The sequence below is a fragment of the Psychrobacter sp. CoH-33_TS_01 genome (assembly GCF_058189395.1).
The window spans coordinates 121988-137928 of sequence record NZ_JBVGQI010000005.1 but is presented as its reverse complement, the minus strand read 5'-3'; the positions used below and the strand labels follow the sequence as shown (position 1 = coordinate 137928).

Sequence of the window (15941 nt, the reverse complement as noted above, 5' to 3'; positions counted from 1 at the left end):
GTTTTGACGGCAAAGTACTGTTTTAAAAGTACTGTTGTAAAAGTACCGTCTTTAAAATACTGTTTTTAAAATATGGATATAAAATGGACGTATAAATAGATGCTAGGCTAAAAATTAGGGCTACTTTACGTAGCCAAAATTGGGAGCACGGGGCAAAAAACGTTACTGAATCGGCAGCTCGTTAGGGATAGATGCCAAAATATTTTTTAAGATATCGAGGCCTTCTTGCAAAGTCTCAGGCTCAATCGTCAATGGTGGCAAGAGACGAATAATATGGCGGTATTTGCCACTCGGCATCAACAGCAAGCCTTGTCTGCGACCTTCTGCTAAGATATAAGTCATCACATGCGGGTTTGTCCCGTGCGAAGGATGGCGCAGCTCGATACCACGCATAGCGCCGACACCCGTTAGGCCATATAGCCAAGGGCTCAAACCCTCTTGTTGCCACTGCTCAACCGTCGCTGCAATTGTCTCTTGGTAGTGTTTGGCAGAGTCCCAAACGGCGTCCTCCGACATGATATCGAGGGTCGCATTCGCGGCCGCACAAGCCACTGGATTGCCCGAATAAGTGCCGCCCAAGCTGCCTTTAGGTAGGCCGTTCATCACGCTAGCCTTCCCAATCACTGCACCCAATGGCAGACCACCGGCAATACTTTTTCCCAGTAGAATCATATCGGGCTCGATACCCAGATGACTAAAAGCGAACGGGGTACCGGTACGGCCAAAGCCCGATTGAATCTCATCCATAATCATCAAGATGCCGTTGTCATCACAGAATTGACGTAGATACTGCGCAAAGGCTGGCGACATTAATTGAAACCCGCCCTCGCCTTGCACCGGCTCCATGATGATAGCGCCAATATTATTAATATCGGTTTCGACTTCGAATAGGCGCAGCAAAGCGTCAATGGCCTGTTGGTCACTGATGCCATTGTCAGGGCTAGGGAATGGAATATGATAAACACTGCCTGCTAAAGGGCCCAGACCGCGCTTATACGGGGCGACTTTACCGTTGAGGTTGACGGCAGCCAAGGTACGGCCATGAAAGCCGCCATCAAAAGCGATGACACCGACCCGGCCAGTCTTCATACGTGCGACTTTAATCGCGTTTTCAGTGGCTTCTGCACCGCAGTTGGTCAGCATGCCTGCCAGCTCGCCTGCGATAGGAATCAAATCGCAGAGTCTGGGCATGAGGGTTTGGTAAGGGACGTGTCCAGCCGCATTATAGGCGTAGTGGATAAGATTTCGTGACTGCTCAACAATAGCGTTGACGATTTTCGGATGACAATGGCCAAAATTTAATACGCCGATACCGCCGACGAAATCGATATAGCGCTTGCCTTCGGTATTCCAAACGTGTGCATTTTTGCCTTTGCTAAGGGTCACTTGATGCACCATTGTGAATGCATCGGTAACGTTATATAACGAATCCATGAACGTCTCTCACCTTCCTTGAGTTAGACGCTCATTTCAACAAAACCACAGGATTTGGGCAAACGAATAATAGTTGGGCGGGCATTCCTTTTTGTCATTGCTCATTCATTTGCTAATTTATCTCTTAGTTATGACGGCCAAAACATAGCCAAAATACAGTCAGAAAACAGTCAAAATACAGCCGCTATAGCATGATAAACCTTCATAATATAGCCATGTGGCAAGCTGCTACAGCCTTCTCCTACCCTTTTTTAGCCTTATTCTAAAACCCATTATTCGTGGCTGATGCTATTGGTGACTGAAGCTATTTTTTATTAATGCTATTCATGACTAACGCTGTTAAAAGTCATCCCTAGCGAAGCTGCCAATTCAATCTGGCTCTGGCTCGAGGTCTGCAGATAATTGGCAATCCAAGCTTGCATCACCTTGGTTTTATGCGAATTGCCAAGCGATAGCGGGAACGACATATAGTAAGCGCCCCTGCCCTTCGCTGCGTAATTCCACGCAGTGACCAACTGACCCGATTTTAGCTCGGGCGCCACCAGACGTAGCGGCACTAGTGCTACCCCATAACCCGCTAAGGCCGCCGAGATACAGGCATGAAAAGTATCAAAACGCGGGCCTACGAAGGTGCCATCGAGACCAATCAGCTGCTGCTTAAAGTACTCATACCAAGCGCTCGGTCGTGAGCTCAGTTGGAGCAACACGTAGCTGTCGGACTGCTGCGGCTGTAACGGCTGTCCCTGTAAATAATCAGGGTGGCAAACCGCCACACAGTACTCATCAAACAACTTGACGGTCTGCATCCCCGACCAAGTCCCCTCTCCATATAAAAAAGCGATATCGATATCGTGCTCTTCGGAGAAAAACGGCCCTACCTGCTCCTTGATATCCAGCCTAATTAACGGATTCACCTGACTAAACCCTTGTAGCGCTGGGATCAGCCAACGCGCACAAAAAGTCGGGTGCGAGACCATTTTTAGTACTTCAACATTGCTACTGTGCGACATCAGTTTGGTCGTGGCCGTCTCAATATCTTTGAGAATGTTCAGCACATCGACGTAGTAATCTTTGCCCGCTGGGGTCAAGGATATGCGCTGTGAGGTGCGATAAAACAAAGAGATATTGAGCATTTCTTCTAACTGCGCCACTTGCTTACTCACGGCACTTTGGGTCATGTGCAGCTCGAGCGCCGCATTGGTAAAACTTAGATGGCGCGCGGCCGTCTCAAAGCACTGCATAGCGGTGGTTGAGGGGTATTTACGGAAGGACAGAGGGTTGGGATTGTCTGGTTGCATAAGGCTACTAACATAACTGGCGGCTAAGGTGGCTCTATTGTAGTTGAAAGGGTTGCGATAACTCTAGGGGCGCAGGGTGATTAAGGCACTAAAAGGCGCTAATTTGCGCTTAATTTACCAAGAATTCTTGCACTATTCTGGATTAGCAGCTATTAGCGTGCTGACGGTTGCAACTGAGGCTATAAAAAGCAGCCAATAGCCAAAATCCACGCTGATTTAAAAGCTTACTTTATTATTTAATCAATAATCGTTATCATTTGCATTACTATTCTCTCATAAGTCTATTATAATGTGTGGCCATGTAACTATTGGTAGCTATCGGTATCTATAGCCATAGCTTATTCCTTGAAAATCACTTTCTTGATAGACCTATATTTCCTAAGGATTGCTCATGTCGTTTGTCGCTCCGTCTGTTAATGCCTCCCGTACTGCCCAACCTTCCTCTAAAACTTCAGGACGCCGCCAACGCAAACCCCTGACTGTAGCCATTCAATGGGGGCTATTGATGAGTGTGGGCACTATCATCCCTAGCGCTTATGCCGCAGATACCCTGACTGACTCGGCGCAACTGCAGACCACCACCCCTTCGGCGACCTTAGACACCATTAAAATCTATGCGGACAGCTACCGCAGTACCGGTACTAAGACCGCACTCGACCCTGATGATGCGCCTATGAGCTACACGCGTATTGAGCAAGATTTACTGCAAAAGCGCCAAGCCGGCAGCGTCAATGCCGCCTTACGCTATGAGCCGAGTGTCAGTGCCGAGAGTCGCGGCACAGTGTCTATCTTTGATGAATATAATATTCGCGGGTTTAAGACCTACTCTAACTTTTATGATGGCCTGCGCCTACCTTATGATGGCGCCTGGAACTTAATGCCACAAGTCGACATTTATGCCACCGAAGCGGTCGAAGTGGTCAAGGGCCCAGCCTCCTCGCTGTATGGCTATGCCGCACCGGGCGGTCTGGTGAATCAAATCTCCAAGAGCCCGCAAAGCACCCCTGCCCATGAGGTGCAACTGCGCGTCGGTAATCAAAATTTAAAAGAAGTGGGGGTGGATTCCACAGGTCCATTAACAGAAGATTTAAACTATCGTTTTGTAGCGCTTAAACGCCAAAAAGACGGCCAGATGCAGACCACAGAAGAGGAGCGCTTGCTCATCAACCCTTCTTTAGAATGGCATCCTAATGCCGATGTCTCGGTGCTGGCCAATATCTATTATCAGGACGACCCAGAGATGGTGCCCTCTACCCCACTACCTGCTGCAGGCACGGTTTATAACGCCAGTTATGGCAAATTAGGCAGTGACGTTTATGCCGGTGATAAATGGAATCACTTTAATAAAGAAGTGTTTATGCCAAGTTTGACCGTCAATTGGAATATCAATGACGCCCTAAGCTTTAAGCATGCGCTGCGCTACACTGATGCCGAAGCCAATCAACGCAATATGTACAATAGTGGCTTGGTCGCAGGCAGTGATAGACTATTAAACCGGGTGGCTTATACGACGGACGAAAAAATGCAAAACTGGATTACTGATAACCAGTTGGCGTATAAATTTGCTACGGAAAATACTGACCATAACTTATTATTTGGCGTGGAATATCAGACCACAGACAGTAGCGCAACTTATTTTGATGCGACGGCGGACGGCACCCCAAACTTAGATCTCGCCAATCCAGATTTTAGTCAAATTAATGGCGCTACCTTGCCTTTAGACAACTACCGTCAGGATGAGGATATTGAACAAAGCCAGCTGGGTTTCTATGTGCAAGATGAGATGCAGTGGCAGGATTTAACGGTAGTAGCGGGTCTACGCCACGATAATTTTGATAGTAAAACCAAGCAGACCAAAGCCTCTCAAGGTGCGGTGTATAGCGATAAAATTATTGATAATACTGCTTCAAAGACCAGTGGTCGATTGGCCGCAATTTATGACCTAAGTAATGGTTTCTCGCCTTATGCCAGCTACTCGCAGTCTTTCCAACCTGAAGTGGGCAGTAACTTTATTACGGGCGAGGCATTTAAACCTACCACTGCCGACCAATATGAGGTTGGGGTCAAATACCTCTCCCCTGACCGGGCTACTAAAGCCACCTTCTCTTTGTTTGATATCAGCAAACAAAACGTTGTCGTCGCCGATGAAGTCAGCTATAGAGATCAGACGCAGACGGGTGAAATCACCTCTAAAGGGTTAGAAGTCTCTGCAAACCATAAGCTCAATGATTGGATGGATGTGGCGGCGGGCTACAGCTATACCGATGCCGAAATTACCCAAGACCAATTTAACCCTGATGTGATTGGCAACACTCCTGCTCAGACGGCTAAGCATAAGGCAACGCTGTGGGCCGACTTCTATCCTACCGATAAAATAACGTTAAATGCTGGGGTACGTTATGAAGGGGGTATGCAAATCGATAAGCAAAATTCGGATGAGCTGCCCAGTGCCACCTTGGTCGATATCGGCGCAGATTACCAAATCAACCCGCTACTATCGGTCGGTGCTAGCGTGAGCAATCTGTTTGATAAAACCTATGTGGGCAGTTGCTACGACACCAACAATTGCTGGATGAGCCCAGAGCGGCAAATGAGTGTAAGTGTAAAAGCTAATTTTTAAGGGTCAGCCTTTAGCGATGTCTAGGGTTATGAATACCTATGCTCATAGCCATAGCTGTGTCTGTCTCTAAGCTTTATTTATCTTAGTCAATAGCTGGTTTAATTAAAGCCAGCTATTGCTCCTATGCAGACTATAAACGTTGCAAAGCGTGCAGAGTAAAGCCTGCACATTCCCCTATTTAGCCTATTCTCTTAGCATTATCGCTGTGCCGAATCACATTAATAATAATAGTTATCATTTACTTTTACATTCATATAAATTATGCTATCCGCTTATTACGACTATCCCCTTGGTCTATTGACTCCTTTTTTAACTGCTGCCGTTATAAGTACTCATCATGCCTGTAAATGACCTGCCTCGTTCTAAATTTTCTCTAACCAATATAGCAGCTGTACTGGGTGTATTAGCCTTGCATGGCTTGGCAACTTGGGGGTTAGCCAATGTGGCCAGCCCTGATTTCCCAGTCCCTAAAATCGATGATATAAAGCCCATCGAAATTCAATTAGTGACGCCAATGGAAGAAAAGCCGCCGGAAGTCGTGGAGATTGAAAAGGTCGAGCCGACTCCGATCAAAAGCATGCCCGAACCCAAACCGGTGGTAGCTCCCAAACCAAAGCCAGTAGTAGAACCCAAACCTGAGCCAAAACCAAAGCCAGTAGTAGAGCCCAAACCTGCGCCAAAACCGAAACCAAAGCCGGTAGTAGAGCCAAAGCCTACCCCTAAACCGAAACCAAAACCCAAAGTCGTTCAAGACACTAGTACGGTCACCGATAATAGCTTTGCTTTAGAACAACAACGGCAAGTAGAGTTAGAAAAACAGCGCCAGATTGAACTGAATAAACAGCGTCAAGCTGAGCTCGACCAACAACGTAAAGCTGAATTAGACAAACAAAGACAGGCCAATATAGACAAACAACGGCAGGCGGATTTGGAGAAGCAGCGTCAAGCAGAGCTCGATAAACAACGGCAGGCAGATTTAGACAGACAGCGGCAGGCGGATTTAGATAAACAGCGCCAAGCTGAGCTCGATAAACAAAAAGAAGCCGCTAGCAATACCCCAGTCAAATTCTCTGCAGGCCAAGCCAGTTGGCGACGTGCTCCTAACTTCCGTTCTTTAGAGCGGTTAAAACATGGCGGCAAGCCGGGAGATGTGTTGACGGTGGTGGTGACCTTGACGGTGGACAAACAAGGCAATGTGACCAATGTGGCTAAAAACAACTCTTCGGGCAATGCCGCTATTGATGGTGGGGTAATCAGAGCAGTGAAGGCCAGTAAACTCAATCCCTTTACTCAAAATGGCAGCCCCGTCATTGGCACCATAACCTTACCCGTAGAGTACATCATTCCTGGTCGTTAGCTTAAGCGACACAAAGAGCACTAGCGTACAATAAAACCGCCTATGTTCTAACTACAGCCTGCCTTTCATTAAGGGCAGGCTTTTTTGAGCAAGTTTTTTTAGCAGGCGTTTTAACCTGCACGCACGAACCGCAGCGGCAACTTGACGGTGCCGGCAACCGCTCTACCACCCCGAGTAAATGGGACGAACTCGCCGCTAAGTAAGTCGCGTTTTAGTTGGTTGGCAAGTCTAGCTTTGAGCGGACCCGATTCTACCTGTACTTTGGTGGGTCGTCCCTTTTCATTGACTTCAATACTGACGCGAACGCGAATAGTTGGCTCATCGTGCTCACGAAATAAATTTTGTTTAAACGAGTTTAAATTGGGCTCTTTGCGCCACTGCGCCTCAGATTCTGCAAAGACAAAGGGACCGGTAACGACCGCACTTATGGCTGCTGCATCTGACTTAGCACTATTATTGTCTGCCCCTGCTCCGTTACCTTTATTGGTATCACTCAGCCCTGTCGTCTGTGCAGTGTTGGCAGCCGTTTGCCCACCTTGCTGCCCCAGACCGTCTTGCGCCACAGCTGCTTGAGCAGTCGCCGCTTTACCACTAGGGGATTTATTACTAACCGAACTGTCGGTTGCTTGCTTACTCGTCGTAGGCTTGGCGACTATTTTCGTTTGGGTTTCTACTTTTGCGGTAGCCGCAGCAGTGGACTGACTGGCGCTATTGGCCGCCTGGCTTGTGGCTTGGGATGAGGAGGTTGGCTTAGTATTGGTGCTGGACTTAGTATTGGCAGTTGCTGAGGGCTTAGTCGTGCGGTTCGTTGCCCGTTGGGTCGTAACCGTCGGCTTGGAGGACGTTGCTGGAGTTGCCGTTGCTTTATTTGAGGCGTTAGTCTTTTGACTGCTAGTAGCCTCAGTTTGCGAACGACTAGAGGAAGGCTTAGTCGCCGTAGTAACCGATGGTACAGACGAGCGTGTTGATTGCGCAGAAGATGGCCGTGGTTGCGGCGATTTGCTATTATTCTGACTGCTATGATTTTGACTAAGGTTATTAGCGGCGGACATTGAGCTGCTAGTGGCTGGCTGCGCGTCTGCTGTTGCCCCTGATTCAGTCCTAGCCGTCTCATTGCTAGCTATTAATGATGACGGTAGCGTTATCAACTCAATCTCAATAGGGGCCGTAGGTTTAAGCACAATAGGCTTGGGGTCTGGCATCTGCAGATGCAACAAAGCCCACGTGGCAAGACCATGTAGGATGAAAACCGCAATAACCACCAGCCACAAAACACGGTTTAGTGGGCGTTTTTTAGAAGCACTAGAGGGCATAACAACCAAAATATTAGTGGGTAATTTCAGCTTAATTGCGCCAAAATATTGACCGTTAAGATAGCATAATTAGGGGTCAAATAGGGGGCAGATGCCTGACTATCCGCCTTTAATTGAGCTCATGCTACTGACTTTAGCGTTAACTGACTCACCGCTATTTTATCTGCTGCTACCTTTGGAACTCTCTAGTCTGCTCATTCTTCCTGCTACTTTCTTGGTACACCGCTATCCTTTTAGCATCCGCTCTATTAATTACTATTCTCGCAAAAATGAAATATTTAAACATTACGCATGATGGCTTAAGCTCTAGAATTTTAAACTGTTTTTAAAATACAGTTAAGCGATTAGCTGGCAGTCTGTTAATGAGAATGGCTTAACGTTTGTTACGTTTTTACTGTGATTTGCTTATCGTTTTACACAGACTGTATCTCTATACTGAAAAAATCACTTGTTAATAATTTTAGGATTTTTAGTAGTATTTTCTATTTTAGAAAAGTCTTTTTCGGATTATTGACGGCTTTTAAAGGATTAAAAGTCTTGTTGAGAATCAAACTAAACATCACTCTTACTGCCTAACAAAAACCAACCTTATTAAAAACATAACCTTATTTTAGTTAAACCTTTATTTTTCTTTTATGGTTAGCCCCTATTCTTTCCACTTGCCAGCGAGCCGCCAGCATGCCAAATATTACTTTATCTATTAATCAGCAGTCCTATACGCTGACCGACCTTGACGCGCGCACCAGTCTGTTAGACGTTTGCCGTCATCACCTTAACCTAACCGGATCTAAAAAAGGCTGTGACCACGGCCAGTGCGGTGCCTGCACTATGATTGTGAATGGTCGCCGTATTAATTCCTGCCTATCGCTAGCGATTATGCACGAAGGCGATGAGATTACTACTATCGAAGGTATCGGTGAGCCGTCGTCATTATCTGATATTCAACAAGCCTTTGTGGACAATGACGCCTTTCAATGTGGCTATTGCACCCCAGGTCAAATCTGCTCAGCCACCGCCCTGTTTGACGAAATTGAGCAGCGTTGGCCGAGCCATGTTAGTACCAATCTGACCGACCCTGAACTGGTTGACGTGCAAGAGATTGCTGAACGCATGAGTGGCAATATTTGTCGCTGTTCCGCCTACCCGAATATCATCAAAGCCATTCAACAAGTCATGGACAGTCGTGGTCTTAGCAATACACTAGCGAGTCAAGGCGATGCTAAAATAGCCGCTAAGACGGGCGCTGCAGCTAATACCACGGCGCAAATTGATAAGTCGACGCCACAAATTTGGTCACCACCGCCGAGCAATATCCATCATCCTGCTGCTCAAAACTCTAATAGCAATTCTAATAATAATTCTACCAATACTGCCCCTAGCTCAGTAGGAGATGCCCAATGAAACCATTTGCTTATGAACGTGCAGCAACCCCTGCGCAAGCGGCTAGTTTGGGCCAAGCGGATAACACTAAGTTTATTGCGGGCGGTACCAACCTGTTAGATTTGATGAAGTTTGAAATAGAAACGCCCCTTAGTTTGGTGGATATCAGCCGTCTAGACTTAGTCGATATTGAGCCGACCGCTGAAGGTGGTTTGCGTATTGGCGCTATGGTCAGCAATAGTGATTTAGCTGCTCATCCTGAGATTCGTCAGCACTACCCTGTACTCGCCCGCGCTATCTTAGCCGGCGCTTCAGGACAGCTGCGTAATAAAGCCTCTACTGGTGGTAATTTCCTACAGCGTACCCGTTGTTATTATTTTTATCAGCCTGATAGCCCGTGTAATAAACGTGAACCAGGGTCAGGGTGTCCGGCGATTGGTGGTGAGCATCGTGAGTTGGCTATTTTGGGTACTAGTGAAGCCTGCATCGCGCAGCATCCCTCAGACATGGCTGTAGCGATGCGCTTACTTGATGCGGAAGTTGAGACCTTATTGCCGACAGGTGAATCGCGCCGTTTAACCTTAGATGAGCTCTATTGCTTACCACGCGCGACCCCGCATATTGAGACCAACCTTGAAGAAGGTGAAATCATCACTCATGTGATTTTACCGCCCCCACTAGCCGGCATGCAGACTTACGATAAAGTCCGCGACCGCGCCTCTTATGCGTTTGCCCTAGTGTCTTGTGCTGCGATTATCGATGTCGATGCCAGTGGAAAATTAAATACCGTGCGTCTAGCTTTTGGCGGTATTGGTGCGAGACCATGGCGCGATACAGCAGTTGAGGCCTTACTCATGAGCAGTCATGGTGAGATGGCGGCTATTCAACAAGCCGTAGACAAACTGTTAATCAAAGCCAATCCGCACCCAAAAAATGCTTTTAAACTTACGCTAACTCGGCGTCTAGTCACTCAAGTGATTCAGCGTGCTATCAAAGCGGCGCAAGACCCGCAGTCCCCTTCTTTTGCTGCAAAGGATAAATAATCATGTCTACCCTATCTGCTTTTACTGATTTAACCCTTGAGCCGCATAATAAATTGAAGATGGACAAGGCGACCCCGACTTTATTAGACCATACCGCCAGTAAATTGGTTGGCCAACCGATCAGTCGTCTCCATGGCGACCTTAAAGTCAGTGGGCAAGCGACTTTTAGTGCTGAATATCAATTAGAAGGACAGCTCTATGGCGTCTTGATCTGCTCGACGATTGGTAAGGGTAAGGTCATCGATATTGATACTAAAGCGGCGTTAAAGTCGAAAGATGTCGTCGATATCGTGATTGATTTTGCTACTTTTATTCGCAATCCACAGCAAGGTGGGGGCAAGACCGCACCCGCTCAAGGGACGGATAAAATCACTTATCTAGGTCAGCCTATTGCTCTAGCCGTAGCTAAAACTTTTGAAGCGGCGACCGAAGCGGCTAAAGCGGTCCAAGTACGCTATAAAGACGAAAGTGACCATGGCGCTTTTGATTTTGTGGTCGAACAAGACAATGCTGTGATAATGGATGGCGTGCCTATTGCCAAACAAGGCGACCCTGAAAACACCTTAGCCGATGCCGCCGTAAGCGTGGATAAAACCTATCATACGCCCAGCCAAAGCAACTCCCCTATTGAGCCGCATGCCTCGTTAGCGACTTGGAAAGACGATGTGCTCACCATCTATACTGCGCATCAAATGCTCGCTTCTGGCAAACAGCAAATGGCGGACGCTCTAGGGTTGAAACCCGATAAAGTAAGACTGATTTCTAAATTTGTCGGTGGTGGTTTCGGCAGTAAGCTAGGCATCTCTCCTGAGTCAGTCGCTGCTGCGGTTGCCTCTAAAAAACTAGGCGCACCTGTCAAAGTAGTTATGTCGCGACCACAAGTGATGGAAACTACGGTACGCCGCTCTAATACCTTGCAACGCATTGGTTTAGGGGCAGATAAAAACGGTAAAATCCATACTATTATTCACGATAGTGTCATTACCAATTTACCTAAAGAAGCCTTTTTTGAGCCTACTGCCGAGTCTACGCCGTTTTTATATGCCGGAGAAAACCGTCAGATTAAATATAAGATGGTGCGGATGAACCAAGTCTTAGCCGGTTCTATGCGCGCCCCTGGTGAAGCCGTTGGTCAAATTGCCATAGAATGCGCTATGGATGAGTTAGCCGAAAAGGTCGGTATTGACCCTATCGAGCTGCGTATCTTAAATGAGCCTGAGCAAGACCCCAGCAAAAAGATTCCTTTCTCTACTCGCCAACTGGTTGCTTGTATGAAAAAAGGCGCTGAGGAGTTTGGATGGAATAAACGACGTCCGCGTCCTGCCAGTGTCCGTGATGGCGAATGGTTGGTCGGTATGGGTATGGCGGTTGCTTGCCGGGTCAACAACTTACAGCCCTCTCAAGCTCGTGTTACCTTAAAATTGAATGACGCCAAATTATTAGGTGTCGAGGCTCTGATTGAAACGGATATGACCGATATTGGTACCGGCTCTTATACTGTTTTGGCGCAGATTGCTGCCGATATGTTAGGCCTACCTGTCGATCATATCCAAGTTAATCTAGGCGATACGGACTTGCCTGCTGCCGCGGGGTCTGGTGGTAGTTTCGGTGCGGCCAGCTCAGGCAGTAGTGTCTATTTAGCTTGTGAAAAGTTGCGCGAACTGATTGCTGAGCAAGTTGGCTTAACTGCGGATACTGTACAGCTCGACAACGGCATCGTACTGCAAAAAGACAGCCATACCGAAGCCATGAGTGCCTTTGAAGGCTTTAAGCATACGGTGGAAGAAAAAGTAAAATCTGCTGCTAATGACATGGTTGAAAAAGTCGCGAAGAAAGCGGGATTGAATATCCAGCATCGTGATATGGCTAAGTTTGACAAAGGTGAACAGCGCCCCTTACACCGCGTCCTAGCTCACTGTCAGGACGATCAGCTAAAAGCCTTGGGTGAAATCAAACCGGGCAAGACGCAAAAAGATTACCGTCAAGCTTGCTATGGCGCAAACTTTGTAGAAGTCGGTGTGCATGCTTATACCGGTGAGATTCGCGTGCGCCGTATGACGGGTGTGTTTACCGCAGGGCGTATCCTGAATCATAAAACCGCGACTTCGCAGTGTTATGGCGGTATGGTGTTCGGTATTGGTTCAGCGCTGACCGAAGAGATTGTCCATGATAAACGTACGGGTCGTTTATGCAATCATGACTTAGCCGAATATCATTTACCTGTGAATGCTGACGTGCCGCAATTAGACGTGGTGTTGTTAGATGAAGATGATAAATATACTAACCCAATTCATATCAAAGGTATTGGTGAGACAGCTATCTCTGGCGCGGCAGCGGCGATTGCCAATGCGGTCTATAACGCGACCGGCGTGCGTATTTACGACTTCCCTATCAAGTTGGATAAACTCATCGAGCAATTGCCAGAGTTGACTGATATTGAGCCGGTAGTTGTGGGCTCAACGGGTACGCCTGGTAATACTGGGGCAAATTTGGCATGAACCAAGTCAGTGATATCCTAGCCCTAGCTCAGCAAGCTCAGTCGCAAAATATCGATGCTGTGCTAGCGACGGTGGTAAAAACTGAGGGTTCGGCTTATCGACGACCTGGGGCGATGATGCTGATCTGTGCCGATGGTCGTTCCGTCGGTATGGTCAGTGGCGGTTGCCTTGAACGCCATTTGATTCAACGCGCTTTTTGGCTGACTCGTGATGGCGCTTGCGTGCAGGTCTATCAAACAGGCAGCGCTGATGATAGAAAGATTAGTCAGCAAAATAATCCAGACCCTTTGCAAGCGCTTTTTTTAGATGCGCCTAGCGCTAGTGATATAAGTGTTAATGATAGTGATATAGAGGCATCCACACATTCTTATAGCTCTATAAATAAAACGGGCTTCGAGGATTATGCAGAACTAGAGGATGAGTTTGACGCAGATAGTATGAACTTTGGGCTCGGCTGTCATGGTAGTGTGCATGTGCTATTTGAGCGTTTAAGTGATGCTCTACCCTTACTCGATACCATTGCTCAAGTGCGGCAATCGCAGCAAGGGTTAGGAGTAGCTACTTTACTTAAAGCCACGCCGCTAGAATCTCGTAACTGTAATTTATTGGCTAAGTCTTACCTCGCCTGTGGTACTCGATTTATAATCCCTGTTGCAGAAGCAAACACAAATATAAACCTTGATAATGGTAACGCTTTATCTGATTTAGCGGCGCCTATTGGTGAGCAATTACAAGCAGCAGTGACGACGTTAAGCCAACAGTCTGGCGCTAAAGGCCGTTGGCAGCATGTCTATTTTGAGGATGATCACTACTGTTATGAGTGGTTAGTGCAATATCTTTTGCCCCCCATTCATCTACTCATTTGCGGTGCGGGTAATGATGCTATGCCGTTAGTGCAACTGGCCAAGATGCTCGATTGGCGCGTCAGCGTGATTGATAGTCGCGCGCATTATGCGACGCGGGCACGGTTTATGACGGCAGATTTGGTGCAAGTCGTACCGTTAGAAGATACGCAAACCCTAAATGAACTTAGTCAAAATACTGCCGTAGCTTTGATGTCGCATAGCTTAACTCAAGACCGTGCCCGCCTAAAAGAGCTGTTAACGCAGCCTAAAATAGCTTGGCGCTATCTGGGGCAATTAGGTCCAAATTATCGTACCGAGCGCTTACTGACAGAAATTGCGCAGATGCTAGATGATCCTAAAATTCTGCAAGCCGGTATCGAGCAATTGCATTATCCCATTGGCTATAAACTGGGCGGTGATGGTCCTGAAGCGTTAGCCTTAGGCATCATTGCGCAAATCAGTGCGGTGATGTATCAGCAAACGCCACTGAAAGACACGGCCGCAATAACTGATATTTTATCGGTAACGGCTTAAGTTATTGGCTTTAATAACTCATTTAAAAGAATAACTCCCTCCCTTTAGTAAAGGGAGGGTTGGGGTGGGATTTGTCAGTAGAATAAAACCCATTAGTTAATAACGACTTGCCGCTGAGACTCAAATCCATGACTACGCTTACTCAGCCCTACCAATCAATTCCTCATCCAAATCATTCTGACCCCATGCACACACAACATTACGTTATCATCTTAGCAGCAGGGCAAAGTCGCCGTCTCGGTCAACCCAAACAACTGCTTAAGATTCAAGGTCAGCCATTACTGCGCCATATGGCACAGCTCGCCCTAGCGACTACTCCTGCAAATGTCAGTGTTGTCGTTCCACAAACCTATCCTGATATTGGTCAATCTGTAGACGGTTTAGCCATTGATTTAGTCCCAAACCCTACTCCAGAGACCGGCATGGCTTTAAGCCTTAGCCTAGCTATTGACGCTATGAAAGATAAGCTGACAAACACTTCTGCAGCTTTGTCGCCAGACCCCGCAGTCTTTATCATGGGAGTGGATCAAATTCGGTTGACGAGTGCACATCTACAACACTTATTAACCCAATACCAAGCTTGCGATAATACGCTAGTCACCGCCAGTCAATACGATGATATTATTGGTCTGCCATTAGTTATTCGTTGGTCTCAATTGTTAGCTTGGCAACCGCAATTAACGGGTGATAAAGGCCTACGCAAATTAATCCGAGCCTTACCAGAATCGTCTTATTCGACCATCGATTTTCCCGAACTTGCCCATGATATCGATACCCCTGAGCAATATAAAGCGGCGCGCCAGCAAGGTTGGTTAGACTGACTATCGGGTTAAATTATAGTATTAATATGACGAGGTTTTAACCTAAATCCTAAGTCGCATGCACATCCGAAGACGTAGGCGCGCAAGTTCGCACCTTAGTAATAGCTGGCGGATGTCCCTCACATAGCGTCAATAAAAACACCTCACAGTTACGCGGACGAATCGAAAGCTCAAACTGGCGAAACTTCTGCAGGTGACCATTATCTTCACACGGCTGACCTAGCAGCTGCCAAATCAGCATACTCATCCACAAGCCATGGGTGAAGACCACATGATTACCATCCGGCAGCGTCTTAAAGTGCTCAAGCACGCCCGCCACGCGCTCACAAAAGTCATGATAGCTCTCAGCATCTTCACCATCGGCCTGACGCGGATCTTGTCTTAGCCAGTACTCATCCGCCATCTGCAAACGTGTGGCGAAAGTCGTCCCATTGGTCTTTTTAAAGCTTAGATAATCAAATTCCTGCAGCCCTTCAATGACTTTAGGCTCAAGACCCACCTTATCGATATAAGGCTGAGCCGTCTGTTGCGTCCGGATAAATCTGGAGAAGTGCACCTCATCGACGCTATCGCCCAATGTTTCTTCCAACCACTCGGCTACTTCCGCCACTTGCTGTTGGCCCAGTTCGGTGAGCTCTATCTGAGCATTAGGTTGCGCCTTGCCACCGGCATTAGAAGTGCTCTGACCATGTCTAACGAGGTATATTTGCTTCATGGTGACCCTTTTTTTATTTTATGGATTTAGCGAAATACATCACGGGTTAGCATACCGTAAACGTGTGGGTAAGAGTAACCTCT

Annotated in this window: 11 protein-coding genes; 7 read left to right on the top strand and 4 right to left on the bottom strand. The window is 47.2% G+C overall.

Features of this window, described 5'->3' with window-relative positions; all coding sequences use genetic code 11:
* Positions 1-162: 162 nt before the first annotated feature.
* Entirely contained in the window at positions 163-1434 is a 1272-nt protein-coding gene (locus tag ACZ2XM_RS09945) for a 2-aminoadipate transaminase (protein WP_490588648.1), read from the bottom strand.
* 320 nt (positions 1435-1754) lie between these two features.
* A complete protein-coding gene (locus ACZ2XM_RS09940; RefSeq protein ID WP_490588647.1) occupies positions 1755-2732 on the bottom strand; it encodes a LysR substrate-binding domain-containing protein in 978 nt (325 codons plus the stop codon).
* A gap of 391 nt (positions 2733-3123) precedes the next feature.
* Between ACZ2XM_RS09940 and ACZ2XM_RS09935 the strand changes: the two genes are divergently transcribed.
* Complete coding sequence (locus tag ACZ2XM_RS09935) at positions 3124-5352, top strand: TonB-dependent siderophore receptor (RefSeq protein ID WP_490588646.1); 2229 nt, start codon at positions 3124-3126, stop codon at positions 5350-5352.
* 337 nt (positions 5353-5689) lie between these two features.
* Positions 5690-6709, top strand: coding sequence for a TonB family protein (locus tag ACZ2XM_RS09930; protein WP_490588645.1), 1020 nt, complete (start codon positions 5690-5692; stop codon positions 6707-6709).
* Positions 6710-6819: 110 nt separating this feature from the next.
* On the opposite strand, the gene ACZ2XM_RS09925 is transcribed toward ACZ2XM_RS09930, so the two are convergent.
* Positions 6820-8022, bottom strand: a complete 1203-nt coding sequence (locus ACZ2XM_RS09925) for an energy transducer TonB (RefSeq protein ID WP_490588644.1) — start codon at positions 8020-8022, stop codon at positions 6820-6822.
* Positions 8023-8700: 678 nt separating this feature from the next.
* Here ACZ2XM_RS09925 and ACZ2XM_RS09920 point away from each other — a divergent pair.
* From ACZ2XM_RS09920 to ACZ2XM_RS09900, 5 genes are all read left to right on the top strand, one after another.
* The gene (locus ACZ2XM_RS09920) at positions 8701-9423 is read left to right on the top strand and encodes a 2Fe-2S iron-sulfur cluster-binding protein (protein WP_490588643.1); all 723 of its coding nucleotides are present in this window, start codon (positions 8701-8703) and stop codon (positions 9421-9423) included.
* Positions 9420-10445 carry an FAD binding domain-containing protein gene (locus tag ACZ2XM_RS09915; RefSeq protein ID WP_490588642.1) on the top strand — a complete coding sequence of 342 codons (1026 nt, stop codon included), beginning with the start codon at positions 9420-9422 and terminating at the stop codon, positions 10443-10445. The genes ACZ2XM_RS09920 and ACZ2XM_RS09915 overlap by 4 nt, the downstream gene beginning before the upstream one ends.
* 2 nt (positions 10446-10447) lie before the next feature.
* Positions 10448-12943 (top strand): xanthine dehydrogenase family protein molybdopterin-binding subunit, encoded by a 2496-nt coding sequence (locus ACZ2XM_RS09910; protein ID WP_490588641.1) that lies wholly within the window; start codon positions 10448-10450, stop codon positions 12941-12943.
* The gene (locus ACZ2XM_RS09905; protein ID WP_490588640.1) at positions 12940-14322 is read left to right on the top strand and encodes an XdhC family protein; all 1383 of its coding nucleotides are present in this window, start codon (positions 12940-12942) and stop codon (positions 14320-14322) included. Before ACZ2XM_RS09910 ends, ACZ2XM_RS09905 begins: the two co-directional genes overlap by 4 nt.
* A gap of 128 nt (positions 14323-14450) precedes the next feature.
* Positions 14451-15143, top strand: a complete 693-nt coding sequence (locus ACZ2XM_RS09900; protein WP_490588639.1) for a nucleotidyltransferase family protein — start codon at positions 14451-14453, stop codon at positions 15141-15143.
* A 49-nt stretch (positions 15144-15192) separates the two neighbouring features.
* Here the strand turns inward: ACZ2XM_RS09900 and ACZ2XM_RS09895 are convergent, their stop codons facing one another.
* Entirely contained in the window at positions 15193-15858 is a 666-nt protein-coding gene (locus tag ACZ2XM_RS09895; RefSeq protein ID WP_490588638.1) for a histidine phosphatase family protein, read from the bottom strand.
* Positions 15859-15941 lie beyond the last annotated feature (83 nt).